The organism is Arthrobacter sp. MDB1-55, assembly GCF_059092925.1.
Genome location: NZ_JBNHID010000003.1, coordinates 582,393 through 608,298, shown reverse-complemented (window position 1 = coordinate 608,298; position 25,906 = coordinate 582,393). Strand labels below are relative to the sequence as shown.

Below are 25,906 nucleotides of genomic sequence, written 5' to 3'. Positions count from 1 at the left end.
CGGTGCCATGGGGAGGTGTACCCATGTGGATTGTGCCCCTGGCCGGAATCGAACCGACGGCCTTCCCTTTAGGAGAGGGACGCTCTATCCTACTGAGCTACAGAGGCGGGTACTGCACAGTGCCGAACGGTGTTGTGAGCGGTACCAGCTTACAGTCTTCTCAGGTGCGTGAACGCACCCGGTGGGGGAGCAGCACAGCGAGCAGGCCGGCTGCGCAGCTTGCTGCAAAAAGCACCCACCGAGTGACTGTCAGTGTGGACGCGAGGGCGACCGAACCGGCGTCGGGCGCAGCCAGGGCCGAATCGATTGCGACGTTCTCCCACAGATCAACCACGACAAAGAGGAGAACCGGGCTCCACAGTACCCAGCGGAGCCATCGCCGTGAAACGTTGAGCTGAACCAGCAGAAGCCAGGCCAATCCGAAGAGTAGCGGGAAGAGCGTGCCGGCGGTTTTGTGAACGTAGCTCAACTGGCCCAGCGCTGCGGTGTCCATGGCGGACCTGAGCTGCTCGATGTACTGCACGTCGTAACCGCCGAGGAGCATGTCCGGCATACTGAGGCCGCCTGACAGCTGGGTCATCTGGGACAACGTGAGCAAGTGGAAGTACCAGAACAGGAACAGTGCCGCCGCCACCGCAGGGATGAGGATGAGATTGCCGTTATGGCGGGGAGGGGCGGGACGGTCAGCGATGGGGGAGCCCGGTAGCCCGGCGGCTGCCCGGCCGTGCTTGCGAGCGATCTGTGCCTTGGTTTTGCCCATGGCTCCATGCTAGACGGTTACCTTGCAGCAACAGCTCCGGAAAATCTAGTGCGTTTTTGGTCTCGTTTTGATTACGATGACCGCGAGCCCCGGCCTGTGATTGCAATCACAACCCAAAGCGGTGTTTGTTTAACGGATGGTCATAAACCAAACACTCCCCATGTCTTCCGTCGCAGATCAGGTGGGATGGCTTGCAGCCATCGAGGACGCCATTGACGCCGTTTTCGAACCTGTCGCTACGTGGTTCTCCGCAGTCGTGTTCTTCCCGATCACCATTGGAGAAGTCAGTTTCCCCGTCGTGGTCGCGTGGCTCATCGCTGCGGCCGTCATCTTTACCATCTACTTCGGTTTCATCCAGTTTCGGGGATTGAAGGTCTCCTACGAGGTGATTCGTGGGCGCTACTCCGCCAAGGACGATCCCGGGGAAGTCCCCCACTTCCAGGCTCTCACTTCGGCCTTGTCGGGCACAGTCGGGCTTGGAAACATCGCCGGTGTCGGCGCAGCAATGGCGCTGGGCGGGCCCGGTGCAACCTTCTGGATGATCCTGGCGGGTCTCTTGGGTATGTGCACCAAGTTCGCAGAGTGCACCCTGGGTGTGAAGTACCGGGAGGTGCACGAGGACGGCACCGTCTCCGGCGGCCCCTTCAAATACCTTCCGGTGGCGTTCGCGAAATTCGGCAAGTGGCCGGCGAAAATCCTCACCGGAATCTTCGCGGTTGCCATCCTTATCTTCGGCATTGCGGGCGGCAACATGTTCCAGGCGAACCAGACGTTCGCCCAGGTGCAGGAAGTCACCGGCGGTACGGACGGATTCCTCGGAAGCCCGGGCGCCGCATTGATCTTCGGCATCATCCTGGCCGCACTGGTTGGCGCCGTCATCCTCGGTGGAATCAAGTCCATCGGTGCCACCACCAGCAAGCTGGTGCCGGCCATGGGCATCATCTACGTCACTGCATGCCTGTTTGTCATCATTGTGAATCTCGACCAGGTTCCAACTGCGTTCGGTCAAATCATCGAAGGCGCCTTCGCGCCGGCAGGAATGGCGGGCGGCGTTGTAGGTGTCATGATCGTTGGCTTCCAACGCGCAGCTTTCTCGAACGAAGCGGGCCTCGGTTCGGCGCCGATCGCGCATTCCGCGGTGAAGACCCGTCGGCCCGTCAGCGAGGGCTTCGTGGCGATGTTCGAGCCCCTGGTCGATACGGTGATCATCTGCACCATGACCGCCCTGACGATCGTCATTGCCGGCGCGCCAAGTCTGCAGGCAGGCATCGATCAGGTCCAGGCAGGCGAAGGAGCCCCCGACGGCGTCATCCTGACCTCGGATGCCTTCGCTACCGTGATCGACTGGTTCCCCATCGTCCTCGCCGTTGCTGTGGCGCTGTTCGCCTTCTCTACGCTGATCACCTGGTCCTACTACGGGCTCAAGGCCTGGGAGTACCTGTTCGGACGCGGCAAGATGTCGGAGGTCCTCTACAAGGTGATCTTCCTGTTCTTCACGGTGACAGGAACGGTCCTCACCTTCGGGCAGGTCCTGACGTTCGCGGACTCCGCACTCTTCATCTGCGCGTTCGTGAACCTGCTCGGTGTCTACATGCTCCTGCCGGTGATCAAGCGGGAAATGAAGGCTTACCTCGCCGACCGCAAAAGCGGCAAGCTCCTCGAACTGGGGACGGAGCCGGAGGATCGGGAAACCGCCAGAAAGTAGTTCCGACCCGTTCGCACACTGCCCGCCGGATCCTTCGATCCGGTGGGCAGTGCCGTGTCCGGGCCCCTTATCCGCTCCTGCCCGCTGCAGGCATAACCCCGCACGACGACGGCGGACCGGTTCTGTCCGTGCCAGCGCCTAGACTTAAAGGCACCATGGACTTGCTTTTCGATCCGCACCTCAGTACACCCTCCGCAGCCCGACGCGGCTCTGCGCCCTCGTCCTCATCGGATGTGGCCGAGCACCCCCGTCGTGGCGGCTTCGTCGATGAAGTGCGCGCACAGGAACTCCTTGCCGGGTTGAACCCGCAGCAGGAGGAAGCAGTCAGGCACAGCGGCTCTCCGCTGCTGATCGTGGCCGGAGCGGGCTCTGGCAAAACCCGCGTGCTCAGCCATCGCATCGCCTACCTCATGGCTACCGGCCGGTCGCACGCCGGCCAGATCCTGGCCATCACGTTCACCAACAAGGCTGCTGCAGAGATGCGGGAGCGCATTGAGGGGTTGGTGGGTGATGTCGCAAAGCGCATGTGGATCTCCACGTTTCACTCCTCCTGCGTGCGTATCCTTCGCCGTGAGGCAACGTCCATCGGCCTGAACTCCAACTTCTCGATCTACGACTCAGCGGACACCCTCCGCCTGATCACGCTCGTGGCCAAGGGCCTCGACCTCGATCCGAAGCGGTTTGCGCCCAAGGCTATCCAGCACAAGATCTCCGCGCTGAAGAATGAGCTCATCGACGAGGAAGAGTACGCCTCGACCGCCAACTTCTCCGACCCCTTTGAGCAGGCGGTCGCGGAAGTCTACAAGGGGTATGCGCAACGGCTCCGTCAGGCCAACGCAATGGACTTCGATGACCTGATCGCACAGACCGTCTTCATGTTCCGCGCCTTCCCCGGTGTCGCGGACTACTACCGGCGCCGGTTCCGCCACGTCCTCGTGGATGAGTACCAGGACACCAACCATGCGCAGTACGCCCTGGTGCGGGAGATCGTAGGTGTCGCAGGTGAGAACGTGGAGGAACCCGCCGAGCTGACCGTCGTGGGTGACTCCGACCAGTCCATCTACGCGTTCCGCGGCGCCGACGTGCGGAACATCGTGGAGTTCGAGGAGGACTACCCGAACGCGCACACCATTCTGCTGGAGCAGAACTACCGCTCCACCCAGAACATCCTCAACGCTGCCAACGCCGTGATTTCGCGCAACCCGAACCGGCCCGAGAAACGGCTGTGGACTGCCGAGGGCAACGGCGAGAAAATCATCGGCTACGTCGGCGAAAACGAGCACGAGGAAGCGCGCTTCATCGCTGACGAGATCGACCGCCTGCAGGATGAGGAAAACCTGCGGCCCGGGGACGTCGCAGTGTTCTACCGGACCAATGCCCAGTCCCGCTCGATCGAGGAAATCCTGATGCGGGTCGGGCTGCCGTACAAGGTGGTCGGCGGAACCCGCTTCTACGAGCGCAAGGAGATCAAGGACGCGCTCGCCTACCTGCGCGTCCTGGTCAACCAGGACGACGTCGTCAACCTCCGCCGTATCCTCAACGAACCCAAGCGCGGAATCGGTGACAGGGCGGAGTACGCTATCGCGGCGCTCGCCGAACGTGACCGCGTCAGCTTCATGGACGCGCTCCGGCGGGCCGATGAGGCGCCCGGTATGGCCACCCGGTCGGTGAACGCAGTGGCGTCGTTCGTAAAGCTCATTGACGACCTGGCAGAGGTCGCGGCCGGTTCAGGTGCTTCCGCTGCCCTGGAAGCTGTCCTTGAGCAGACGGGTTACCTCGCACAGTTGCGCACCAGTAGTGATCCGCAGGACGAGTCCCGGGTGGAAAACCTCGCGGAGCTCGTCGCGGTGGTGCGCGAGTATGAGATCGACAACCCGGAGGGAACTCTGGGGGACTTCCTCGAACAGGTCTCACTCGTCGCTGACGCTGACCAGATCCCGGACGCGCCCGCCGGTGCCGGCGAGGACGTGGAAAAGGCCGTCGAGGAAGCACGCAGGCAGGGCGTCGTCACCCTGATGACGCTGCACACAGCCAAGGGCCTCGAGTTTCCGGTGGTCTTTTTGACCGGCATGGAACAGGGCATCTTCCCGCATCAGCGGTCCGCCACCGACCCGAAGGAGCTCGCGGAAGAACGGCGTTTGGCCTACGTCGGTCTCACTCGAGCACGCAAGCGGCTGTACATCACGCGTTCGGAGGTGCGGAGCCTGTGGGGGCAGAGCCAGTACAACCCGGTGAGCCAGTTCGTGGGAGAAGTTCCTGAAGAGCTCATCCACTGGAAGCGCGAGGGCGCCGCGAAACCGGCATGGACCAGTGGACAGAGCATCAGTGGTCCGCGGTTCAGCGGCTCCTACTGGGGTGCGGGAGCAGCGGGCGGCAACGAGTCCGGGCGTGGACTTCCAGGCAAGGCGGCCGGCAGGGTGCAGCCCCAGAAAGAGGTGGTTGCTGTTTCGGCGGGAGACAAGGTCAACCACTCCACGTTCGGCAACGGCACTGTCCTGGCTGTCGAGGGCGGCGGCGACAAAATGGTGGCAAAGGTCCGCTTCGACGTTGGAGAGAAGCGGCTCCTGCTCCGTTACGCTCCATTGACCAAGGTCGGGTAACGGGGAATGCAGCCAGCCACTGGGGGAGTGCTGAAGCGCGCGCGGATGCGGGCCGTCGTCGTCGGTTGTGCGCTGTTCATCATGGCGGCGCTGGCCGGCTGTGTAGAAGTGCCGGTAGCCAGCCCGGCGCCAACCCCGGAATCGGAACTCGCACCGCGGGAGGAACTGGCGGCCATGCCGGAACTGCCCGTGTCTGAGTTGCAGAACTTCGGCGAGGACGTCGTCGCATTCCTGACCGAAGACCGCACCACCTACTGCGCGATCACCACCGAGCAGGGCGGTATCATCAACTCCCCGGTGGACCCGCGGCTGTCAGGCGGAGAGCGTGATGACACGGTGCTAGAAGTGCCGGCCGTGTACTGCGAACTCACGCGTTATCCCGAACCCGCAAAAGTCACGGACAACTGTCACGGCACCAACCTGGGGTTCAAGGGCGGCACGATCCTGCTTACAGCTGAGCGGGTCTCCTACGGCGGCTGCCGGGTGGGAATGACCCTGATGGAAGCTGAACTCGGTCCCGGCGCGGACGGCGGGGACAGCCAGCTTTCGCGGCTGCCGCTCCTTGAGGACGGTACAGCCGTCGAATTGAATGGCTTCCGGTGTGGAGGCACTGACCGCGGCCTCGTATGCGCCGAATCGGAGACCGGACTGGGCTTCGTGGCCTCGGTCGATGCGTTCGAAGCGCTCCCTGCACAGTAGGCCGTGACGGTAACCGACGAGGTTACTTTTCTACAACTCATAGAACTGTGTGCTTACTCACGAAACCGGTAGTCTGGGAAAGGCGTTCCGAGCCAAGGGGCTAGAGTTCCCTGTGTAAACCTACTTCGACGTAGAAGGACACTAGATAAGTGGACCTGTTTGAATATCAGGCGCGCGATCTATTCGAGGCTCACGGCGTCCCCGTGCTTGCCGGCATCGTGGCGCACACCCCGGAAGAAGCAAAAGCAGCAGCCGAGAAGATTGGCGGCGTTGTCGTCGTCAAGGCGCAGGTCAAGGTTGGCGGCCGCGGTAAGGCCGGCGGCGTCAAAGTAGCCAAGACGCCGGACGAAGCTTTCGAGCACGCGTCCGCAATCCTCGGCATGGATATCAAGGGCCACACAGTCCACAAGGTGATGATCGCCCAGGGCGCAGACATCGCTGAGGAGTACTACTTCTCCGTGCTGCTGGACCGGGCGAACCGCAACTACCTGGCCATGTGCTCCGTAGAGGGCGGCATGGAAATCGAGCAGCTCGCAGTTGAGCGTCCCGAAGCGCTGGCACGTATCGCCGTCGATCCCGCCGTCGGTATCGATCGCGCGAAGGCCGACGAGATCATCGAAGCCGCCGGATTCGCGCCGGAGCTCCGTGAGGGCGTAGCCAACACCATCCTGAAGCTGTGGGACGTCTTCACCAAGGAAGACGCCACCCTGGTCGAGGTGAACCCGCTGGTGAAGACCGGTGCCGGTGAAATCCTCGCGCTGGACGGCAAGGTCACCCTCGATGAGAACGCTGACTTCCGCCAGAAGGGCCACGCCGAGCTCGAGGACAAGGACTCCACGGATCCACTGGAGGCCAAGGCCAAGGAAAACGACCTCAACTACGTCAAGCTTGACGGTCAGGTCGGCATCATCGGCAACGGCGCTGGGCTCGTCATGTCCACGCTCGACGTCGTTGCCTACGCAGGCGAGAAGCACGGCAACGTGAAGCCCGCGAACTTCCTCGACATCGGTGGTGGAGCCTCTGCCGAGGTCATGGCCGCAGGCCTGGACGTCATCCTCAACGACGAGCAGGTCAAGAGCGTCTTCGTGAACGTCTTCGGTGGCATCACCGCCTGTGACGCGGTGGCCAACGGCATCGTGAAGGCGCTGGAGATCCTTGGCGACAAGGAAAACAAGCCCCTCGTGGTGCGCCTGGACGGCAACAACGTCGAAGAGGGTCGCCGCATCCTCGCCGAGGCCAACCACCCGATGGTCACCCTCGCCGACACCATGGACGAAGGCGCCGACAAGGCTGCCGAGCTGGCTTACGCCGCTCGCTGACCGGTCGCGACTCCAGGACTAAGGAACACATATGTCTATCTTTTTGAACAAAGACTCCAAGGTGATCGTCCAGGGCATCACCGGCGGCGAGGGAACCAAGCACACTGCGTTGATGCTCAAGGCCGGAACCCAGGTCGTCGGCGGCGTGAACGCACGCAAGGCCGGTACCACTGTCACCCACGGTGACGTGACCCTGCCTGTTTTCGGCACGGTGAAGGAAGCCATCGCCGAAACCGGTGCTGACGTTTCCATCGTTTTCGTCCCGCCGGCGTTCACCAAAGACGCCGTCGTTGAAGCCATCGACGCCGGAATCGGCCTCGTCGTCATCATCACCGAGGGCGTGCCCGTGCAGGACTCCGCAGAGTTCTGGGCGCTGGCGAAGTCCCGCGTGGATGAGAACGGCAAGCAGATCACCCGCCTCATCGGGCCGAACTGCCCCGGCATCATCACCCCCGAGGAATCGTTGGTCGGCATCACCCCGGCCAACATCACGGGCAAGGGAGGTGTAGGCCTCGTCTCGAAGTCCGGCACGCTGACCTACCAGATGATGTACGAGCTGCGGGATCTCGGCTTCTCCACCGCCATCGGCATCGGCGGCGACCCGGTCATCGGCACCACCCACATCGACGCGCTCGAGGCGTTTGAAGCCGACCCCGAGACCAAGGCGATCGTCATGATCGGCGAGATCGGCGGCGACGCTGAGGAGCGCGCGGCCGAGTTCATCAAGGCCAACGTGACCAAGCCGGTTGTCGGCTACGTTGCAGGCTTCACCGCGCCCGAGGGCAAGACCATGGGCCACGCAGGCGCCATCGTGTCCGGTTCCGCCGGCACCGCACAGGCGAAGAAGGAGGCCCTCGAGGCCGCCGGCGTCAAGGTGGGGAAGACCCCGTCCGAGACAGCCCGCCTGCTGCGTGAAGTTTACGCAGCGCTCTAGGGTTCACCCCTAGCAAACCAGTACGACGGCGGCCGTTACCTTTTTAGCGAAAGGTAACGGCCGCCGTCGTTGTTGGGTTTGTTGCCGCTGCCGGTCATGAACCGGTGGTGCGGATTTCCGCTCCGGGACCGGGAAACACCAGGCCCTCCGAGCCGTTGGACCAGCGGACCAGGTACGGCGGTGCGCCGCCCTCGCCGCGGGTCTCCAGCACTTCACCCTCGCGTTCCGCGTCATCCACGTGAGCTCCGTGAACAAGGATGCGGTCGCCGACTGATGCTTTCATACGCCACCCTCCTCCAAGCGTGCCGACACCCTTAGTATCCGCCTCACCCGGTGGTGCTGTCTGCCCCTGGTACAAGGGAGTCCGGCCCCAGGGGCAGGGGAGATTCTTCCAAGAGTGGGATGACTGGCGCGGATGGTTTTCAACGATTTTCGCAACCGGAGCGGTGGAAACCGCTATGCATCGATCACCATATCGGTCCGCGCGGTGGAGCAACAGGGCAGGAACTTGCCTGCATCGATTTCCCGCGCCCGGATCCCGCCCTGGTGGTTCATTTCTATCTCTCCGGAGAGCTTGACGACCTTGCAGGAGCCGCACATGCCTTCCTTGCAGTTCGCACCGATCCTTACCCCCGCCCGCTGGGCCACCTCAAGGATGTGTTGGTCGGGGTCAACGCGTACATTGACGCCGGTGCGAATGAACGACAGAGTGAGGCTTCCCGCTCCGACCGTGTCGAAGCTCGAGGTGTCGGGGGACCCGGGTTCCGGCGCCACGTCGGAAGCGCCGGTTGTGGCTTCCGGGCCGGCTGCATCCGGGCCAATGGTTTCCAGCGGCAGCCCCGTGGCCTCCAGGGGTCCATCAGCGTCATAGCCGGGCTCGTAGAGTCCGAAGGCGGCGGGCTGGCTCTCATAGTAGTCCTCGGCGGAATCGGCGATCTCCTCGGCGATTTCCTCCGCAATGTCGACTGCGAACGCGAGCTCCGCCTGGTACTCAAGAATCGTCTGGCGGTCCCCGGAGAAGAATTCCATGTGAATGGAGGTGTCATCCACGCCCACCTTCTTGAGGAGTTCGGTGGCGGTGTTCAGGTAACCTTCGGGGCCGCAGGCATAAACCTGGCGACCGTTGGCGTCGGGAGCAACCTCCTCAAGCATGGCCGCCGTCAGCCTTCCGGTGAGCCCTTCCCACCCCTCGGGCATGCTGCGGTCGCCCAGGGAGTAGAAAACCTTGATCCGCGAGTCGACGGAGGCGATGTAGGCCAACTCCAGGTGGAAGGCAAAGCCTCCGGCCGCGGCTCCGTGGTAGAGCACCACAACATCGGCCTGCCCGGGCAGCGAGTGGATGGTCCGCACCATCGACATGATGGGGGTGATGCCTGCACCGGCGGCCAGCAGGAGAAACCGTGCCCGGCGGTCGGCGTCGGGCAGGTGGAATGCCCCGACCGGTCCAAGCATCTCAAGGACCATGCCGGGCTTGACGTTCTCGTGCACCCACGGTGAGACCTGTCCAGCGGGATCACGTTTGACCGTGATGTCGAACGTCCACGGCCGCGTGGGCGAGCTGGACAGGGAGTAGCTGCGGTCCACCGGATCCTGGTCCTCGCCGTTCACGGGAAAGGCAACGTTCACGTACTGTCCCGCACGGAACGCCAGCGGGGCACCATCGCAGCGGCGGAACACGAAGGTCCTCATGCCACCCACCTCGGGAACGATCTCGACACACTCCGCCATGAACTCCTGCGGATGCCAGGGGCCCAACGCGTGGGCGGCACGGGCAGGTCCCTCGGTGCTGCCCAGCACCCTGTTCCACGGCATCTCAAGACCGCGAATGCGCTGTGGCTCCTGGATTGCCGCCTGCGTGAGGATTTCAATCATGCCAAGTGCTCCTGCACCCGCTGCACGTACCAGTTGATGAACGCCTCCACCTGGTATTCGCTCTTCATGTACGGGCCGGGCTCATAGGCGGGGCTGCCGGCGCCCCTCTGGCACAGCTCCACGAACGCCTTGTCCTGGAGGTTCGTCTGCTTCCAGGTGTATGTGAGTTTCTCGAGATCGTAGTCGACGCCTTCCTCGGCGTCGTCGGCCACCAGCCAGGTGGTGCGCACCAGTGTCTGGTGTTCGTTGACGGGGAAGACGCCGAACGTAATGACGTGGTCGCCCTGGAAATGGAACCAGCTGTTGGGCTGCAGGTGCATCGAGCACCGGCCAAGGCGGAAGTCCCGCAAGTCACCGAGCAACTTTTTGGAGAGCCTGCGCCCATCAGGGGAGAACGATTCGCCTTCACCGTCGAGCGATTCCCGTGAGATGCGGATTCCCGCTACGCGCGTGTCAAGTTCCTCGACGACCTCGTAGGGGAGGCCATAGCGGCGGCAACGCTCTTCGAGCGAGGACTGCGCTTCCTTGTTGCGGTCCCACACTTCCTCGAGATGGGCCGGGATGAGGCCTTCTGTCAGGCCCCAGGTGGGGAAGAGGGAGCAGGCTAGCTCCGGGTGGCCGTCGCAGTGGTAGCACTCACGGTTGTTCTCCATGACGAGCTTCCAGTTGCCCTCTTCGATGATGTTCTGCTGATAGGCGATTTTCGTCTTCGACAGATCGTGGGGCGCGAGGTAAGGCTCGAAGATCTTGGACGTCTCGTCAAAATCTGCCGGCGGTTCGTCCGCAATGCAGACAAAGATCAATCCGGCTACCATGCGGCTGTGGGCACGCTTGAGACCGAAACAGCCCTTGTCGAACTTCGTCTCCCCGGGTGCCGAGGCGTGAATCAGATTGCCGTCGGGCGAGTAGGTCCAGGAATGGTAGCCGCACACCAGGTTGCCTGTGGTCCCCGCGGGCTCGGTCAGGACGCGGGCGCCGCGGTGGCGGCACACGTTGTGCAGGACGTTCACCCCGCCGTCGTCATTGTGCAGAACGATCAGGGAATACGGGCCGTAGTCGACGGTGACGTAGTCGCCCGGTTCCGGCAGTTCAGCGATGCTGGCGGCAAAAATCCAGTGCTGGCCAAAGATGGCCTGCATGTCGATGCTGAAAATCGTGGGATCGGTGTAGAAGGGGGCATCGAGTGAGTACCCCTGGCGCCTGAAGGCGAACAACTCGGAGATTTCCGCCAACTGCTCGGCAGGCAGTGATGAGGCAAGTTTTCCGCGTGAATTCAGGGGCACGTTCACTGGAGCAGACATGTATTTCCTCCCGGGAGGGGCGGGCAAGTGGGGGATTCGTGGAAACCATGGGCCGTTTAGCACAACCGGGGCGTTTGCAGAATCGTTATAGGTATGAGATTAGACACGATCCCCCTGCGATAAAAGCGCAGACTTTGGCAGGTAACGGTGCACAATTAGTGCATGATTGATTCGCGACTCATCACCCTTCGGGTGTTCGCCCGATGCGGCACCGTTGGCGCGACCGCAGAGCTCACTGGTTACTCTCCCTCCGCCGTCTCCGCCCAATTGAGAGAGCTCCAGCGCGCTCTTGGAATGCAGCTACTGACGAAGGACGGACGGGGTGTGCGGCTGACCGCCACTGGCCGTCATCTCGTGGCCGGCTCCGACAGTCTCGTTGCGGCATGGGAGAGCCTGCGCGCCGCGGCCCTGGAAGCCGGTGACCAGGTCCAATCCCACCTGGGTCTCGGCGGATTCTCCACGGCGGCCGCGCGGTTACTCGCACCGCTGGCCGCTACGCTGCGCTCAACACGCCCCTTATTGGAGGTGCAGGTGCTTGAGGCCAATCCGTCCCGCTGCTTCGACCTGTTGGTTGCGGAGCGAATCGACCTCGCGGTTATCGTCGCAATGCAGTCCGACACCCATGTGGAGGACGATCCGCGCTTCGAGCAGACCGCACTGCTTGACGATCCCCTGGATGTGATCGTGCCCTCTGACCATCGGTTAGCGTCGCGGGAAATGGTGACGCTCGAAGAGCTGGCGTCGGAACCCTGGATCACGGAGGCTGCCGGTTCCACCTACCATTCCCTCTTCACCGCGGCGTTCACGGCAGTTGGTGTGACGCCGCGCATCGCCCACGAGGCGGTTGAATGGGAAACGCAAATTGCCTTCGTTGGTGCCGGGCTCGGCGTGGGGCTCCTGCCGCGGCTGGCACCCCTGCACAGTGCCGAAAACGTCGTTCGATTGCGTATTACCGGAAAGGGCAGCCCCGCCCGCCGCATTGTCGCTGCAGTGCGCAAGGGCAGCATCACCTCGCCCCTGATTCAGGAGTCGCTCGGCATCCTCCAGGTCAACGCCAATCGGATCGTCACCGCCCGGCCCGAGGACGATCTCTGAGGCTTGATGCACACAAGCCCGCGTGGCTAGGACAAGCGCAGCAATCTTCTTCGTAGGTGTTTTTTCCGTACAGACATGCCTCGGCGGCACGGGCCGGAGAGCCGCGTGCCGCCGAAGTGAGCTGCTACCACGGCTCGCTATTCGCGGTCATTAACCGCCTGGCTACGGATGCGGGGCTCGACTGTCGGAATGCTCCCTGTCGGATTCGCTCCCAGGCAGTCTGGATCCGGGCACTTCTCGGCGCAGTCGTGCTTTGTCACGAGGTCGAACTGCACGCCACCGTGTTGTTCCACGCCGGTACGTATGGCCCGCTCTACTACGGATGTGGCCAGACGACGCCGCAAGGACAGGGGATCGCGACGCAGGTCCTTGGTGAGGGCGAAGCAGAGCAACATCATGACAATGACGAACGGTAGGGCTGCCACGATGGTGATTCGTTGCAGGCCACTCAAGGCTTCCGAAGGTTCATCGCCGCCGGCCAGCAACATGACCGCCGCCACTGCGCCGGTGAGGCAGCCCCAGAAGATGACCACTCCGCGGCGGGGTTGCTCGGCGCCGTTGGAGCTGAGCGATCCCATCACGATTGAGGCAGCGTCGGCGCCCGTGATGAAGAAGATAGCGACCAGGACCATGGCCAGCACAATAACGGCAGTGGTAGCCCAGTCAGGCATGCTCAGGTTCTTGACCAGGTCGAAGAGTGCTCCGTCGAAATTGACGGTCGGTGCCCCGTCGACCATGGTGACTAGGCCGGGGGCATTCGCCTCGTCGGCTTCCTGCTGGACGTGGAAGGCGGCGCCGCCGAAGGTGGCAAACCAGATGACGCTGACGACGCTGGGAACCAAGAGCACACCGGTAACAAATTGGCGAATGGTGCGGCCGCGGCTGATGCGGGCGATGAAAAGTCCTACGAACGGCGTCCAGGAGATCCACCAGGCCCAGTAAAAGATTGTCCAGCTGGTCATCCAGGTACGCAGGGACTCGTCACCGACCGCTTCAGTCCGGGAAGACATCTCGGCCAGGTCGCGGGCGTAGTCGCCGACCGCTGATGGGATGAGGTTGAGGATGAAAAGGGTCGGTCCGGCGATGAAGACGATCAGTGCGAGGACGACGGCGAGGACCATATTGATGTTCGAAAGCCACTGGATGCCGCGACTGATGCCAGAGACGGCCGAAGCCACGAAGCACAAGGTAAGGATGGTGACAATCACCACGAGCACGGGGGTGCCAATCTCGCCCAGCCAACCGTTGGATGTCATGCCGCTGCCAATCTGCAGAGCGCCCAGACCCAACGATGCAGCGGTGCCGAACAAGGTGGCGAAAATAGCCAGGATGTTGATGAATTTCCCGATTGGACCTTCGACCGTCCTGATGCCGAAGATCGACGTGAAGGCGACGGAGATGAGTTGCCTGCGACCCAAACGGTACGTGCCGTAGGCCATAGCGATGCCGACAACTGCATACATGGCCCAGGGGTGGAGCGTCCAGTGGAAGATCGAGGTGGCCATAGCGGTCTGGACGGCCTCGGGGGTCCGTCCGTCCACGGTGCCGGGCGGCGGAGAGATGTAATGGTAAAGCGGTTCGGCTACTCCATAAAACATCAGCCCGATGCCCATGCCGGCGGCAAACATCATCGCGACCCATGAGACCGTACGGAATTCGGGTTTTTCACCATCTTTGCCGAGCGGGATATTGCCGAACTTGCCCAGGGCCAACCACAGGACGAAGATTACGAAGAGCGATGCCAGGAGCATGAACAGCCATCCTGTGTACTCCATGACCCAGTTGAGGGCCCCTGTGGATGTATCGGCCAGACTGTCGCGTCCCGCAAAGCCCCAGATAACGAAGGCAATGGCAATGACGCCTGTGATCCCGAACGTGATCTTGTCGAGAATGAGCTTATGGTTCCGACGATCCGCAACGGCTCGCTCGGTCTTGGCGTGACGTAGCTCTTCGAGAATTTCCTGGTACTCGTCGTCCGTCGAAGGCGCAGTGCCTCCTTCCTCCGGGTCAAGGGCGACGGGATTACTGTCTGCTTCGTCGGAGACAGTTATGACTGTTTTGTTCGCCTCCCCACTGTCAGGTCCTTCGTTGCGCGGAGGCCCTGCTGCTACCCCGTTGTTAGCAGGCATGTCCTCGGGCGTATGGGGTTTCAGGTCACTATCAAAAGCCATGAGCGGGTCCTTTGCTCGGTGAGGCATGGGCCTGCGGTGAAAGCAGACCCTCGGGAGACGGACCGGGCGGTAGGTTGGTGGCCTCGTCCGATTCTGTGATCATCGTGCTGCCGTCGACGTCTCGTGCCGGAACACGAAACGGTTTGATATCTTATAGATATATCAGCAAATGATATGGCAGGACTGGGGCCATGTCCAGACTTTTCCTTAATGGCAGCCATGTGTCCGAGCGTTTCGTCCGGCCGCGGACAGTGGAGTCCCCGCGGCGCCTGAAGTGATCGCCACGCGCCGTCCAGATATATCAGTCATGGGCATACCATGTACGCAAAGGGCCTTGCGTCAAGGTTCACCGTAGTGCGGGAGGAGACTTCGAGGATGGCAAACGTTGGCGAATTAGCAGTGGGGGGAGAAGATTCCTACGTGCAGACGAGGCATGACAATGAATCGTTCGCCGACTACGCCTACCGGATTCTCTGCGACGAATTGATCGTGCTCGACATCAAACCGGGAGAACCTCTCAACGATGAGGTCATCTCAAGGCGCCTGGGTGTAGGGCGGACGCCGATCCGCGAGGCGATGAAACGGCTTGAGAGCGACCACCTGGTGGTCGCTTATCCGCGCCGGGGCACATTTGCAGCGGGCGTGGATATCACTGATCTCGCCGAGATATCCGAAATCCGCCAGCTGCTGGAGCCTGCAGCAGCATCGCGGGCGGCGCGGATGGCGTCGCCGCAGCTCAGGCAGGAATTGAAGGAATTCGCGCAGGAGGTGGCGCGCCGTCTGCCGGAAATGCAGTCCCAGAAGGAGTTGATGCGGCTGGATATGCGGGTGCACCGGATGATCTACAGGGCCACGGGAAGCCGCCACCTCGAGGACGTCCTCATCCGGTACGACAACCTTGCGACGAGAATCTGGAGCCTGGTGTTGGAGAAGCTTCCGCCGGTGTCCGAGCATATCGCTCAACACATCAAACTGCTCGAATGTATCGCCGAAGGGGATTCCGAATCCGCAGTCCGACTGACAACCCAGCACGTCAGCGATTTCGAGGAGCTGATCAGGGCTGTCCTGTAACGCCCGAGGAAGGAAACAGCGTCAGCTCAGCTGGGGAAGCCGGTCCTGAGAACGCCGAGGATGGCCCTGGCTTTCGTATGGATTTCTGCAAGTTCCTCCTCGGGATGGGAGTCGGCTGTGATCGCTCCACCGATTCCCACAGAAAGCCGCTGAACGCCGGCGGCGGACTTATGAAACACGGCACTGCGGATCGTGACGGATAAATCTGCTGCGCCGTTGGGTGAGAAATAGCTGACCACACCCGAATACGGGCCGCGCGGTTCGGACTCAAGTCTGTCGAGAATATCCATGCTGCTGATCTTGGGAGCACCTGTCATGGATCCCGGCGGATACGCGGCTGCCACAACAGCCGCCCTTGAGCGTCCGGGCGCGATGGTGGCCTCGACGGTGCTGACCAATTGGTGCACTGTCGCATACGTCTCCAGTTCGCAAAGCCGTGTGACGGATACTGTTCCCGGTAGGGCATGGCGGGACAGGTCGTTTCGCATCAGGTCGACAATCATGATGTTCTCGGCCCGGTCTTTGACGGAAGTCATCAGGTCATGCTTCAGATGCCTGTCGACCGTCGGTGACGGGTCACGCCGTCGTGTTCCCTTGATGGGTTCGGCACGCACCCGACCGTCTGCGGTGATGCTGAGGAACCGCTCCGGTGAGGAGCTTGCGATGGTGACCGGTCCCAGCTGTATGTAGCTTGCGAACGGGGCAGGGCTGGCCCGGCGGAGCTTCCGGTAGAACTCCCATGGATCGAGACTTCCGTGGGTGTCGCTGGATAACTGCGTCGTAAGGCAGACCTCGTAGGAGTTCCCCTGCCTGATCTCATCCTGGGATGCAGCGATCTTCTGAAGGTATGACTCGCCGGAATCAGCCGCGCTGAACTGCACGGTAGGCAAGCCGCTAGTGAGGGGCGCCGGGACGTGAGGCAGGCGTCGGATACGCCGGGCAGCATCTTCACACCACCGCTGGCCTTCCCGCCCGCTTTCCGTCAGCAGGTATATGCGTCGTGTCCGATGGTCAAAAACCACAGCACGGCTGCACCGAATCAGGGAAGCATCCGGCAGCGATGACTGCACGGTGTTGCCGCCACATTCGCGTTTGAGTTCATAACCGAGATACCCGAGCCAGCCAAGGGCGAACCCCAGCCCGGGGGGAAGCTCGGGAGTCCGGGCCGCCCTAGTGCGGCCCCATATTCTGTCCAGCCAGGCAAAGAAGGGGCCGCGCACCCGGGTGACGATGAGATTCGACTCCACAGTGGTCACGCCGTTTTCATGGTGTGCCCGCATCCCGTGCCGGCCGGAATCGTCAGCCATGATGCTGAACCGGTTTCGTCCTTCCACCGCATCCGCCGCCGCACGGTTCGAGCTGTCCAGCCAGACCCGGTGACCGGACTGCCCGTACAACTCCTGGAAGACAGCTTCCGGGTCCGGGTAGTCCAGCAGCTCCACATGCTGGAGGCCGGGTGCGGGTAGGGGCGTCCCCAGACCGCCGATCGCATCCAGGGTGGGCAGTGAGGCCATGGCTTCGGCGGTTCGCAGCGGCGCATCCGGGTGCAGAGGATCCACGACCGTGATGTCAGCATCTGCACCAACATCAACCGGTGCGGCTCTGTCAGTTCCGAGGAGTATCTGCAGCGCCGGGCGCCGGCCTTCAACGGGGGCCGGGGACTCAAAGACAATGTCCGGGCACTCACCCAACGCGTGCACCCCGGTGTGGTTCTCAAGCGTCCGCACCCTGTAGGAGTAATCCAGCGCCTTCCTCAGGGCGGTAACAAACGCCTGCCCTTCGGGCGTATCCGCCCCGTGGACGGAGACGACGACGGGTTCAACCGGATCACAGTTGTGCCCGCTGTGGATCACCCGACAGCTTCCCGGACCAGAGCGGTTGACTGCTCCCGCGCGGCTTCGATGGTGTGCAGGAGAAGCAGGGAGGTAGTGACTGAACCGACGCCACCTGGAACCGGGGTCAGAGCCGCGGCAGTATCGCGCACGCTGGCATCATCGACGTCCCCCACGAGAGAGCCGTCGGCAAGCACATTTGTGCCGACGTCGATCACTACCGCATCGTTGGAGATGTGGCTGCCGGTCAGCAGGCCGGCACGGCCTGCCGCGACAACCACGACGTCGGCCGACCTTGTGTATTTCTCCAGCGGCCCCGACCGGGAATGGCAGACCGTGACCGCAGCATCGCGGTGCAGCAACAGCAGCGACAGCGGCTTTCCAACCACCGCGGAACGCCCGACGACGACGACGTTCCGTCCCGCGACGGGGATGTCGAAGTGGTCAAGAAGCTCCACCACTGCGCGCGCTGTCGCGGGAGCGAACGAACGATGGCCCACAGCCAGACGCCCAAGGCTCAGGGGATTCGCTCCGTCGATGTCCTTCTCGGGGGCAATATGGCCAACCAGTTCCTCGGTCCGGACGCCGGCAGGCAGAGGTGTCTGGAGGATGATGCCGTGTACCGACGCTGTTGCGCTGAGGTCCCTCAATACGGAGGCGACAACGGGCCCGGTGGCATCACGACCGAGGTCCACGATCCGGCAGTTGATTCCCGCACTTTCCGCGGCCCTTTTGATGGACCGCACGTACCAGTGCGTGGAACTGTCGTCGGTGGCCACCACTACCCCCAGCGTGGGGCGCACCCCGTCAGCCTCAAGCTTCCTCGCTTGTTCCTCAGCCTCCTGCCGGATCAGCCCCGCGAGTGCTTTGCCGGTGAGAAGTGCGGCGCTCAACTGAGGATCCTTCCGCGTACGCGCTCCACGAGGGAGTCGGCCGCCAGGATGACTTTCTCCTCGAGCCCGTCAGTCTGCTCAGCCAACTGAGAACGGGTAGCGGGATCTTTGACTGCCACCACATTGATGTCTATGTTGACGCGTGCGGTGGTTGCGGCCGCGCGGGCCGCATCTGCGGCTGCGGCAATGTCGCTGATAACACTGGCATTAGCCACTTCAAACAGCTCGGATCCGAGATCCACGATGGCACCGGCAAGCCCGACGAGCTGCGCGGGGACTTCAGCGGCCGAGATGAGAGCCTCCTGGATGCGCGCCGTCCGTGCCGCTTTGAGCTCGTCCGTCCCGGAAGGAAGTCTGTATGAATCGATGACGCCCTGGAACGCTTGTTGATCCGCGTCCGATAGGCGCAGCGCCTGCGCCACCAGCTCATCAGCGGCACTGATGATTCTGTTCACGAGTTCGGCATGCTGTTCGTATTTTCCGCCGGTGGTGTATCTGGCGACCATTGCAACCAGAGCCGCCGCCTGGGCGGCATGAAGGGCCGCGGCGGCCCCGCCCCCGGGTGTGGGTTCGCGTGAGGCAAGCCGGGTGAGGTAGTCGTCGATTGTTTCTGAGCTGATCATGTGTCTTCCTGGGCTAAAGCTCGAGTCGGCTCGGCTGGATTGAAGGTGCCGGGGAACAACGGCGGCCCGGCCCCTGGTTGCAGGGGATGGGGCCGGGCCGCCTGCACTGGTGGACCGCGGTTACTAGCCGCGGAGCCTGGTCATGGTGGGGTCGTAGAGCGGATCAGCTGTGACCGTTGCCTGGATACGGCGCCCAAAGTACTCGATTTCAACCGAATCGCCGATGGAAACAGCGGCCGGAAGGTACGCGTAGGCGATTGGCCTGGCAACGGTGTAGCCGTACGCAGCACTGGTGACGTAGCCGACCGCCTGCTCCTTGTAGAAGACAGGTTCCTTGCCCAACACGATGCTGCGTCCGTCGTCGACCGTCAGGCAGCGCAGACGGCGGGCGGAATTCTCCTCTGTCCGGCCCTCGAGGGCGGCCTTTCCGACGAAGCTCTCCTTGGCCATCTTCACTGCGAAACCGACGCCTGCTTCGAAGGGATCGTGCTCCGTGGTCATGTCAGTGCCCCACGAGCGGTAGCCTTTTTCGAGACGGAGCGAGCTGAACGCTGCGCGGCCTGCTGCGATGACACCGAACGGCTGACCGGCCTTCCAGAGGGCATCCCAGAGACGCTGCCCGTTGTCAGCGGTGGTGTAGAGCTCCCAACCCAGCTCGCCGACGTAGGACAAGCGCATCGCGGTGACTGAGACGCCGCCGATGACTACCTTCTTGGCGCGGAAGTATCGAAGGCCGTCATTGCTGAAGTCATCACTGCTGACAGTGCCGATGAGGTCACGGGCGAGGGGTCCCCACAGGCCGATGCAGCAGGTGCCGCCGGTCGTATCCCGAACCTGGACCCAGTCGTCGGCGGTGCCGGATTGGGTCTGGTGACGGGCGGCGCGCTCGAAGTAGGCGGTGTCGATATTGCCGTTCGCGCCGAGCTGGAAGGTGTCTTCGCTCAGTCGCGCCACCGTGATGTCGCTTCGAATGCCGCCGGCGTGATCGAGCAGCAGGGTGTAGGTCACTGCGCCGGGCTTCTTGTTCAAATCCGCGGTGGTGAGTTCCTGGAGGAGTTTCAGGGCCCCCGGCCCGGAGACTTCGAGGCGCTTGAGCGGGGTCATGTCGTACATGGCTACCGCCGTGCGGGTCTTCCACGCCTCGGCGGCGGCGATGGGTGAGCTGAACATCCCGGACCAGGCGTCTCGAGCCGGCGGCTGCCATTCGGCCGGCATTTCCTTCAGCAGGTCCGCGTTGGACTCGAACCAGTAGGGGCGTTCCCATCCGCCGCCCTCAAGGAAGTACCCACCGAGCTGCTTGTGGCGTGCGTGGAAGGGGCTCACGCGGAGATTGCGGGGGGAAAGCTTGGGCTGGAGCGGGTGGAGGACGTCGTAGATTTCCACGAAGTTCTGCTGCGACGTTTCGCTGACGTATTCGGGGGTCAGCTGGACTTCTTCGAAGCGGTGGATGTCGCAATCGCCCAGGTCAATATCCGACTTCCCGGTGGTCAGGAGCTCGGCGACAGCGCGGGCGATACCAGCGGAATGGGTCACCCACACTGCTTCAGCCACGAAGAATCCGTCCAGCTCCTTGGATTCACCCACCAGGGAGCCACCGTCGGGGGTGAAGGAGAATATCCCGTTGAAGCCGTCTTCGATGTCGCTTTCCCGCAGTGAGGGAAGCAGTTGCTTGGTGGCCTCCCACGCAGGGAGGAAGTCCTCCAGAGTGAAATCCAGCCGTGACGGCATGTTGTGTTCGGTGATCGTGGCGGGCTCATAGTTGCCGAGCTCGTCGAGGTCCACGGGCATGGGGCGATGGGCATAGGAACCGATGCCGTAGCGGTCGCCGTGCTCGCGGTAGTAGAGGTCCTGGTCCTGGTGGCGCAGGATGGGCAGGGAAGCGCCGTTGGGCGATGCGTTTCTGCCCTGCTGCGCCGGCACGGGAGTGGTCTTCACGTACTGGTGGGCCAGTGGGAGCAGGGGGACAGACATGCCGATCATCTCTCCGATCTTGGCGCCCCAGAAACCGGCGCAGGAGACAACGATGTCGGCGGGGATGACGCCGTCGGACGTCTCGACGCCGGTGACCCGGCGGTTTGACTGTTCAATCCCGGTGACTGCGGTGTTACCGAGGTATTTGACTCCCGCGGCCTCCGTCCGCTTGATCAGCAGTTGCACGGCGCGGGCAGCGCTGGCCAGACCGTCAGTCGGGACGTGAAGCCCGCCGAGGATGCCTTCCTCATTGAGGAGGGGGTAGAGCTCCTTGCACTCTTCACGGGTGAGGATCTTGCCTTCGATGCCCCAGGACGCTGCATATCCCAGCTTGCGCTTCAGGTCAGCGAGGCGCGTTTCTGTGGTGGCAACTTCAAGGCCGCCCACCTGGTTGAAGCAGCTCACGCCGTCCTCGGTGAGGGACAAAAGCTTCTCCACCGTGTATTTGGCGAAGAGCGCCATGGTCTTTGAGGGGTTCGTCTGGAAGACAAGCCCTGGGGCATGGGACGTTGAACCCCCCGGCATGTTCAGCGGCCCCTGGTCTAGGACTGTGATGTTGTTCCACCCCCGTGAGACCAGTTCGTCGGCGAGGTTGGTGCCAACGATTCCGGCTCCGATGATGACAATGCGCGGCGTCGATGCCATGTGCTTTCTCCTGCTGATTTTCGTCTTTGGACTCTGCTGCTTCAGTTGGCGTGCTTACCGGAACACGACGGTGCTGGTCTGATCCAGCAGCACGCGGTGTTCACAGTGCCAGCGGACGGCGCGTGAGAGTGCGAGGGCTTCTGCGTCCCGGCCCACCGTCGAAAGGGTGGTGGGTCCGTAGGTGTGATCCACTCGGATAACTTCCTGCTCAATGATCGGTCCCTCATCCAGATCCGCCGTCACATAGTGCGCAGTGGCCCCTACGAGCTTCACACCGCGGTCGTAGGCCTGGTGGTAAGGCCGTGCGCCCTTGAAGCCCGGCAGGAACGAGTGGTGAATGTTGATGGCGCGGCCTTCCAGTGCCCGGCACAGGCCGTCGGAGAGCACCTGCATGTACCGGGCGAGCACCACGAGATCGACATCATGCTCGTCCACCAGTTCCAGCAGTCTCGCTTCGGCGTCTGCCTTTGTCTCCGGAGTCACCGGGAGGTAGATGAAGGGAAGGCCTGCCGCATCGGCCATGGCACGGTGCGTCTCATGGTTTGAAACCACCAGGACGATATCACCGCCGAGGCTGCCGCCGCGCCAGCGGAAGATCAGGTCGTTCAGGCAGTGCCCGAACTTGGAAACCATGACCAGGATGCGTTGCTTGGTTTCGTCGTGAAAGCTGAACTTCATCTCGAAGCGGTCAGCGATCGCGCTGAACTCCTCGTTGAGCCTTTCGGGCGTGTACTCGGGGGAACCCGAGAAGGCTGTACGCAGATGCAGTGTCTGCCGAAGTCCGTCGTCGAACTGCTGGTGTTCGTCGATGTTGAACCCGCGCTCGAAGAGGAACGTGGTGACCGCCTGGACGATGCCTGCGCGCTCGACGCACGACAGTGTGAGAACAAACTTCCTCGTCTGTTCCTGCGGGCGGGCCTCTGGCTCGGGAAGGATGCTGGTGGATGAATCGGATGCCATGAGGGTCATGTCTTCTCCTCTAGATATATTCCTAAAATACATACTGATATATTAGGGCTGGCAATCAGCGTATACTGGTTGAAGGGGCGGGGTCAATAGCTTCGCATTTTGGAGAAGAGGGGTTGGCGTTATGGTTCTTGAGGCTCTTGCGGTCGACGATGAGACGCCCAGAAAATCATTGGCAGACGTGGCATACGAGAACATCAGGGACCGGCTGTTGACCTTGAAGATCAGGCCCGGCGATCTCCTCAATGACGACCTGCTCGCCAGGGATCTTGGAGTGGGCCGGACGCCGGTGCGTGAAGCGCTGAAGCGGCTGGAGCTGGACCGCCTGGTTGTTTCCTACCCCCGGAGGGGAACTTTCGCCACTCGGGTGGAGGTTACCGACCTTGCGTACATTTCGGAGATTCGTACCCAACTCGAGCCCCTCGCCGCCTCCCGGGCGGCGCGGATAGCAACGGACCCGGCGAGGGAGCGGTTGCGGTCAGTCATGCATGCTCTTGAGACGTTCGATATCGCGTCGGCGTCTGCAGTCGAAACCCTGCAGCTGGATGCGCAGGTGCACCAGGGTATCTATGCAGCCGCTGCCAATCCCCATCTCGAAGACGTCCTGATCCGCTACGACAATCTTGCAACCCGTATCTGGTGCATGGTCCTGGACCGGCTTCCCGACCTTTCCCAGCACGTGCACGAGCATGTGGATCTGCTGCGTGCCGTCATCGACGGTGATGAAGCAAAAGCTGCTGAACTGGCGAGGGCTCACGTCATCGGTTTCGAACATGCGATTCGCGAGGCTCTCTTCGCCGCCTAAGCCGGTTGGGTGAGGGCAATCACCTGAGGTGTTGACTCTCGTTGCTGCCGGTAGCATACTTGAGCCACATAACTAATATATCAAGCGGATATTAGATACGGCTTAGGAGAAATGATGGTCGACGTTCTGACTCGCTCGCTCGCAGAGACGGATCCTCGGGTCCACGCCGCTGTGCAGCAGGAACTGCTGCGCCAGCAGGGCACCCTGGAGATGATCGCCTCCGAAAACTTTGCGCCGACTGCGGTCATGGAGGCGCAGGGATCGGTCCTGACCAACAAGTACGCAGAGGGCTACCCAGGCAAGCGTTACTACGGCGGCTGCGAACACGTTGACGTGATCGAGCAGTTGGCCATCGACCGTCTGAAATCATTGTTCGGCTCTGAATTCGCCAATGTGCAACCCCACTCAGGTGCCCAGGCCAACGCAGCGGCAATGTTCGCCCTCATTCAGCCCGGAGACACCATCCTCGGGCTGAACCTCGCGCACGGCGGGCACCTCACCCATGGCATGCGCATCAACTTCTCCGGCAAGCTCTACAAGGTTGTTCCGTACGGCGTCGGCGAAGAGGACATGCTGATCGACATGGCGGAGGTGGAACGCCTGGCCATTGAACACAAGCCGCAGCTGATTGTGGCCGGCTGGTCCGCATACTCCCGGCAGTTGGATTTCGCTGAGTTCCGTCGCATCGCCGACCTGGTCGGTGCTTACCTGATGGTGGACATGGCGCACTTCGCCGGACTGGTGGCAGCTGGCCTGCACCCCAGCCCCGTCCCGCATGCACACATTGTCACGAGCACCACGCACAAGACACTCGGCGGCCCGCGTGGGGGAGTGATCCTCACCAATGACGCCGCCATTGCCAAGAAGGTGAACTCCGCAGTCTTCCCCGGCCAGCAGGGCGGCCCCCTGGAACATGTCATCGCCGGAAAGGCTGTCGCATTCAAGCTGGCAGCGGAGCCCGAATTCAGGGAACGCCAGGAGCGCACCCTGGAAGGTGCCCGGATCATCGCCCAGCGGCTTCTCGCTGATGACGTCGCCGAGTCCGGTGCCACCGTCGTCAGCGGCGGCACCGACGTCCACCTGATCCTGGTGGACCTGCGCAACTCCGAGCTGGACGGGCAACAGGGCGAAGACCGCCTGCACCGGATCGGCATCACGGTCAACCGCAACGCCGTGCCCTTCGACCCGCGTCCGCCGATGGTGTCTTCCGGTCTTCGCATCGGAACGCCGGCACTCGCCACGCGTGGGTTCGGAGAGGCGGAATTCACCGAGGTCGCTGACATTATCGCCGCAGCACTCAAGCGCGAGTTCAACGACGAGACTGTGGCGGCACTCCGGCAGCGGGTTGAAATCCTGGCCGGCAAGTTCCCGCTCTACCCCAACCTTTCCTCCGACGCGACCGAGGTGGCATGATGGCCGATCTGCTTCCGGAGCACCCGGATTTCCTTTGGCACAACCCCGAGCCCAAGTCCTCCTATGATGCGGTCATCGTCGGCGGCGGCGGGCACGGTCTTGCCACGGCCTACTACCTGGCCAAGAACCATGGAATGACCAACATCGCCATCCTGGAAAAGGGTTGGCTGGCTGGTGGCAACATGGCCCGCAATACCACGATCATCCGATCCAATTACCTGTGGGACGAGAGCGCGGCCATCTACGAGCAGGCCCTCAAGCTGTGGGAAATCCTGCCGGAAGAGCTCGAGTACGACTTCCTCTTCAGCCAGCGAGGGGTCATGAACCTCGCCCACACCCTGGGTGATGTGCGGGAGAGCGTCCGGCGCGTGGGAGCGAACAAGCTCAACGGTGTGGACGCCGAATGGCTTGACCCCAAGCAGGTCAAGGAACTCTGCCCCATCCTGAACATCAATGACAACATCCGTTACCCCGTCATGGGCGCCACCTACCAGCCGCGGGCAGGCATCGCCAAGCACGATCATGTCGCATGGGCGTTCGCGCGCAAGTGCGACGAACTGGGCGTGGACATCATCCAGAACTGCGAAGTCACCGGCTTCGTCAAGGACGGCAACCGGGTGGTTGGCGTCAAAACCAACCGGGGCACCATTAATACAGGGAAAGTGGGCCTGTGCGCCGCGGGACACAGCTCTGTCCTGGCCGAAATGGCCGGCTTCCGTCTACCCATCCAATCCCACCCGCTCCAGGCGCTCGTCTCCGAGCTGCACGAGCCGGTTCACCCCACGGTGGTCATGTCCAATCACGTGCATGTCTACGTTTCGCAGGCGCACAAGGGCGAACTGGTGATGGGTGCCGGTGTGGACTCCTACAACGGTTACGGCCAGCGGGGCTCGTTCCATGTGATCGAGCACCAGATGGCAGCCGCGGTTGAGCTCTTCCCGATCTTTGCCCGTGCCCACGTTCTGCGGACCTGGGGTGGCATCGTGGATACCACCCTGGACGCGTCCCCCATCGTGGGCAACACCCCGGTGGAGAACATGTTCGTGAACTGCGGCTGGGGCACCGGCGGGTTCAAGGGAACACCGGCTGCGGGTCTCACCTTCGCCCACAACATCGCCACGGGCGCTCCGCACAGGCTGAACAAGCCGTTTGCGCTGGAACGCTTCGAAACCGGTGCGCTGATCGACGAACACGGCGCTGCCGCCGTCGCCCACTAGCCGCCAGCGACCGA

20 protein-coding genes and 1 tRNA gene are annotated in these 25,906 nt (G+C 62.5%); 10 read left to right on the top strand and 11 right to left on the bottom strand.

Translation table 11 applies throughout. The annotated features are described in order from the left end of the window. Positions 1 to 33: 33 nt before the first annotated feature. A tRNA-Arg gene (locus AC5RU3_RS14425) sits at positions 34 to 107 on the bottom strand. A 53-nt stretch (positions 108 to 160) separates the two neighbouring features. Further along, complete coding sequence (locus AC5RU3_RS14420) at positions 161 to 760, bottom strand: hypothetical protein (RefSeq protein ID WP_309070176.1); 600 nt, start codon at positions 758 to 760, stop codon at positions 161 to 163. Positions 761 to 920: 160 nt separating this feature from the next. Here AC5RU3_RS14420 and AC5RU3_RS14415 point away from each other — a divergent pair, with 160 nt between their 5' ends. The 5 genes from AC5RU3_RS14415 to sucD all read left to right on the top strand — a co-directional run bounded on the left by AC5RU3_RS14415 (position 921) and on the right by sucD (position 8,017). Continuing rightward, the gene (locus AC5RU3_RS14415) at positions 921 to 2,465 is read left to right on the top strand and encodes an alanine/glycine:cation symporter family protein (protein WP_309070177.1); all 1,545 of its coding nucleotides are present in this window, start codon (positions 921 to 923) and stop codon (positions 2,463 to 2,465) included. A gap of 155 nt (positions 2,466 to 2,620) precedes the next feature. Continuing rightward, positions 2,621 to 5,065, top strand: coding sequence for a DNA helicase PcrA (gene pcrA / locus AC5RU3_RS14410; RefSeq protein WP_493966001.1), 2,445 nt, complete (start codon positions 2,621 to 2,623; stop codon positions 5,063 to 5,065). A 6-nt stretch (positions 5,066 to 5,071) separates the two neighbouring features. Further along, on the top strand, positions 5,072 to 5,764 hold the full coding sequence (locus tag AC5RU3_RS14405) for a hypothetical protein (RefSeq protein ID WP_309070179.1): 693 nt from the start codon (positions 5,072 to 5,074) through the stop codon (positions 5,762 to 5,764). Positions 5,765 to 5,913: 149 nt separating this feature from the next. Next, the gene (sucC, locus tag AC5RU3_RS14400) at positions 5,914 to 7,083 is read left to right on the top strand and encodes an ADP-forming succinate--CoA ligase subunit beta (RefSeq protein WP_309070180.1); all 1,170 of its coding nucleotides are present in this window, start codon (positions 5,914 to 5,916) and stop codon (positions 7,081 to 7,083) included. 31 nt (positions 7,084 to 7,114) lie between these two features. Next, complete coding sequence (sucD, locus tag AC5RU3_RS14395; RefSeq protein WP_309070181.1) at positions 7,115 to 8,017, top strand: succinate--CoA ligase subunit alpha; 903 nt, start codon at positions 7,115 to 7,117, stop codon at positions 8,015 to 8,017. 94 nt (positions 8,018 to 8,111) lie between these two features. Here sucD and AC5RU3_RS14390 read toward each other — a convergent pair whose 3' ends face one another. The 3 genes from AC5RU3_RS14390 to AC5RU3_RS14380 form a co-directional block, all read right to left on the bottom strand. After that, the gene (locus tag AC5RU3_RS14390; RefSeq protein WP_026544655.1) at positions 8,112 to 8,300 is read right to left on the bottom strand and encodes a DUF1918 domain-containing protein; all 189 of its coding nucleotides are present in this window, start codon (positions 8,298 to 8,300) and stop codon (positions 8,112 to 8,114) included. Positions 8,301 to 8,473: 173 nt separating this feature from the next. After that, a complete protein-coding gene (locus AC5RU3_RS14385) occupies positions 8,474 to 9,889 on the bottom strand; it encodes a ferredoxin reductase (RefSeq protein ID WP_458116377.1) in 1,416 nt (471 codons plus the stop codon). After that, positions 9,886 to 11,190: an aromatic ring-hydroxylating oxygenase subunit alpha gene (locus AC5RU3_RS14380; protein ID WP_309070184.1), complete on the bottom strand. Its 1,305-nt coding sequence runs from the start codon at positions 11,188 to 11,190 to the stop codon at positions 9,886 to 9,888. Before AC5RU3_RS14380 ends, AC5RU3_RS14385 begins: the two co-directional genes overlap by 4 nt. Positions 11,191 to 11,352: 162 nt before the next feature. Here AC5RU3_RS14380 and AC5RU3_RS14375 point away from each other — a divergent pair, with 162 nt between their 5' ends. Beyond that, the gene (locus AC5RU3_RS14375) at positions 11,353 to 12,285 is read left to right on the top strand and encodes a LysR family transcriptional regulator (RefSeq protein ID WP_458116378.1); all 933 of its coding nucleotides are present in this window, start codon (positions 11,353 to 11,355) and stop codon (positions 12,283 to 12,285) included. Positions 12,286 to 12,422: 137 nt separating this feature from the next. On the opposite strand, the gene AC5RU3_RS14370 is transcribed toward AC5RU3_RS14375, so the two are convergent. Next, complete coding sequence (locus AC5RU3_RS14370; RefSeq protein ID WP_493966000.1) at positions 12,423 to 14,456, bottom strand: BCCT family transporter; 2,034 nt, start codon at positions 14,454 to 14,456, stop codon at positions 12,423 to 12,425. Positions 14,457 to 14,831: 375 nt separating this feature from the next. On the opposite strand from AC5RU3_RS14370, the gene AC5RU3_RS14365 reads away from it, so the two are divergent. After that, positions 14,832 to 15,527 carry a GntR family transcriptional regulator gene (locus AC5RU3_RS14365; protein ID WP_309070187.1) on the top strand — a complete coding sequence of 232 codons (696 nt, stop codon included), beginning with the start codon at positions 14,832 to 14,834 and terminating at the stop codon, positions 15,525 to 15,527. A 26-nt stretch (positions 15,528 to 15,553) separates the two neighbouring features. Here AC5RU3_RS14365 and AC5RU3_RS14360 read toward each other — a convergent pair whose 3' ends face one another. From AC5RU3_RS14360 to purU, 5 genes are all read right to left on the bottom strand, one after another. Next, positions 15,554 to 17,380, bottom strand: coding sequence for an anthranilate synthase component I family protein (locus AC5RU3_RS14360; protein ID WP_493965999.1), 1,827 nt, complete (start codon positions 17,378 to 17,380; stop codon positions 15,554 to 15,556). Next, the gene (locus tag AC5RU3_RS14355; RefSeq protein ID WP_458116381.1) at positions 17,377 to 18,252 is read right to left on the bottom strand and encodes a bifunctional 5,10-methylenetetrahydrofolate dehydrogenase/5,10-methenyltetrahydrofolate cyclohydrolase; all 876 of its coding nucleotides are present in this window, start codon (positions 18,250 to 18,252) and stop codon (positions 17,377 to 17,379) included. Before AC5RU3_RS14355 ends, AC5RU3_RS14360 begins: the two co-directional genes overlap by 4 nt. Then, positions 18,249 to 18,875 (bottom strand): cyclodeaminase/cyclohydrolase family protein, encoded by a 627-nt coding sequence (locus AC5RU3_RS14350; protein ID WP_309070190.1) that lies wholly within the window; start codon positions 18,873 to 18,875, stop codon positions 18,249 to 18,251. Before AC5RU3_RS14350 ends, AC5RU3_RS14355 begins: the two co-directional genes overlap by 4 nt. Positions 18,876 to 18,998: 123 nt before the next feature. Then, the gene (locus AC5RU3_RS14345; RefSeq protein ID WP_493965998.1) at positions 18,999 to 21,491 is read right to left on the bottom strand and encodes a GcvT family protein; all 2,493 of its coding nucleotides are present in this window, start codon (positions 21,489 to 21,491) and stop codon (positions 18,999 to 19,001) included. A gap of 54 nt (positions 21,492 to 21,545) precedes the next feature. Continuing rightward, complete coding sequence (gene purU, locus AC5RU3_RS14340; RefSeq protein WP_493965997.1) at positions 21,546 to 22,460, bottom strand: formyltetrahydrofolate deformylase; 915 nt, start codon at positions 22,458 to 22,460, stop codon at positions 21,546 to 21,548. A gap of 121 nt (positions 22,461 to 22,581) precedes the next feature. Between purU and AC5RU3_RS14335 the strand changes: the two genes are divergently transcribed. The 3 genes from AC5RU3_RS14335 (at position 22,582) to AC5RU3_RS14325 (ending at position 25,892) form a co-directional block, all read left to right on the top strand. Continuing rightward, positions 22,582 to 23,262 carry a GntR family transcriptional regulator gene (locus AC5RU3_RS14335; RefSeq protein WP_493965996.1) on the top strand — a complete coding sequence of 227 codons (681 nt, stop codon included), beginning with the start codon at positions 22,582 to 22,584 and terminating at the stop codon, positions 23,260 to 23,262. Positions 23,263 to 23,376: 114 nt separating this feature from the next. Further along, the gene (gene glyA, locus AC5RU3_RS14330; RefSeq protein WP_493966042.1) at positions 23,377 to 24,675 is read left to right on the top strand and encodes a serine hydroxymethyltransferase; all 1,299 of its coding nucleotides are present in this window, start codon (positions 23,377 to 23,379) and stop codon (positions 24,673 to 24,675) included. Continuing rightward, a complete protein-coding gene (locus AC5RU3_RS14325; RefSeq protein WP_375164817.1) occupies positions 24,672 to 25,892 on the top strand; it encodes a sarcosine oxidase subunit beta family protein in 1,221 nt (406 codons plus the stop codon). Before glyA ends, AC5RU3_RS14325 begins: the two co-directional genes overlap by 4 nt. Positions 25,893 to 25,906 lie beyond the last annotated feature (14 nt).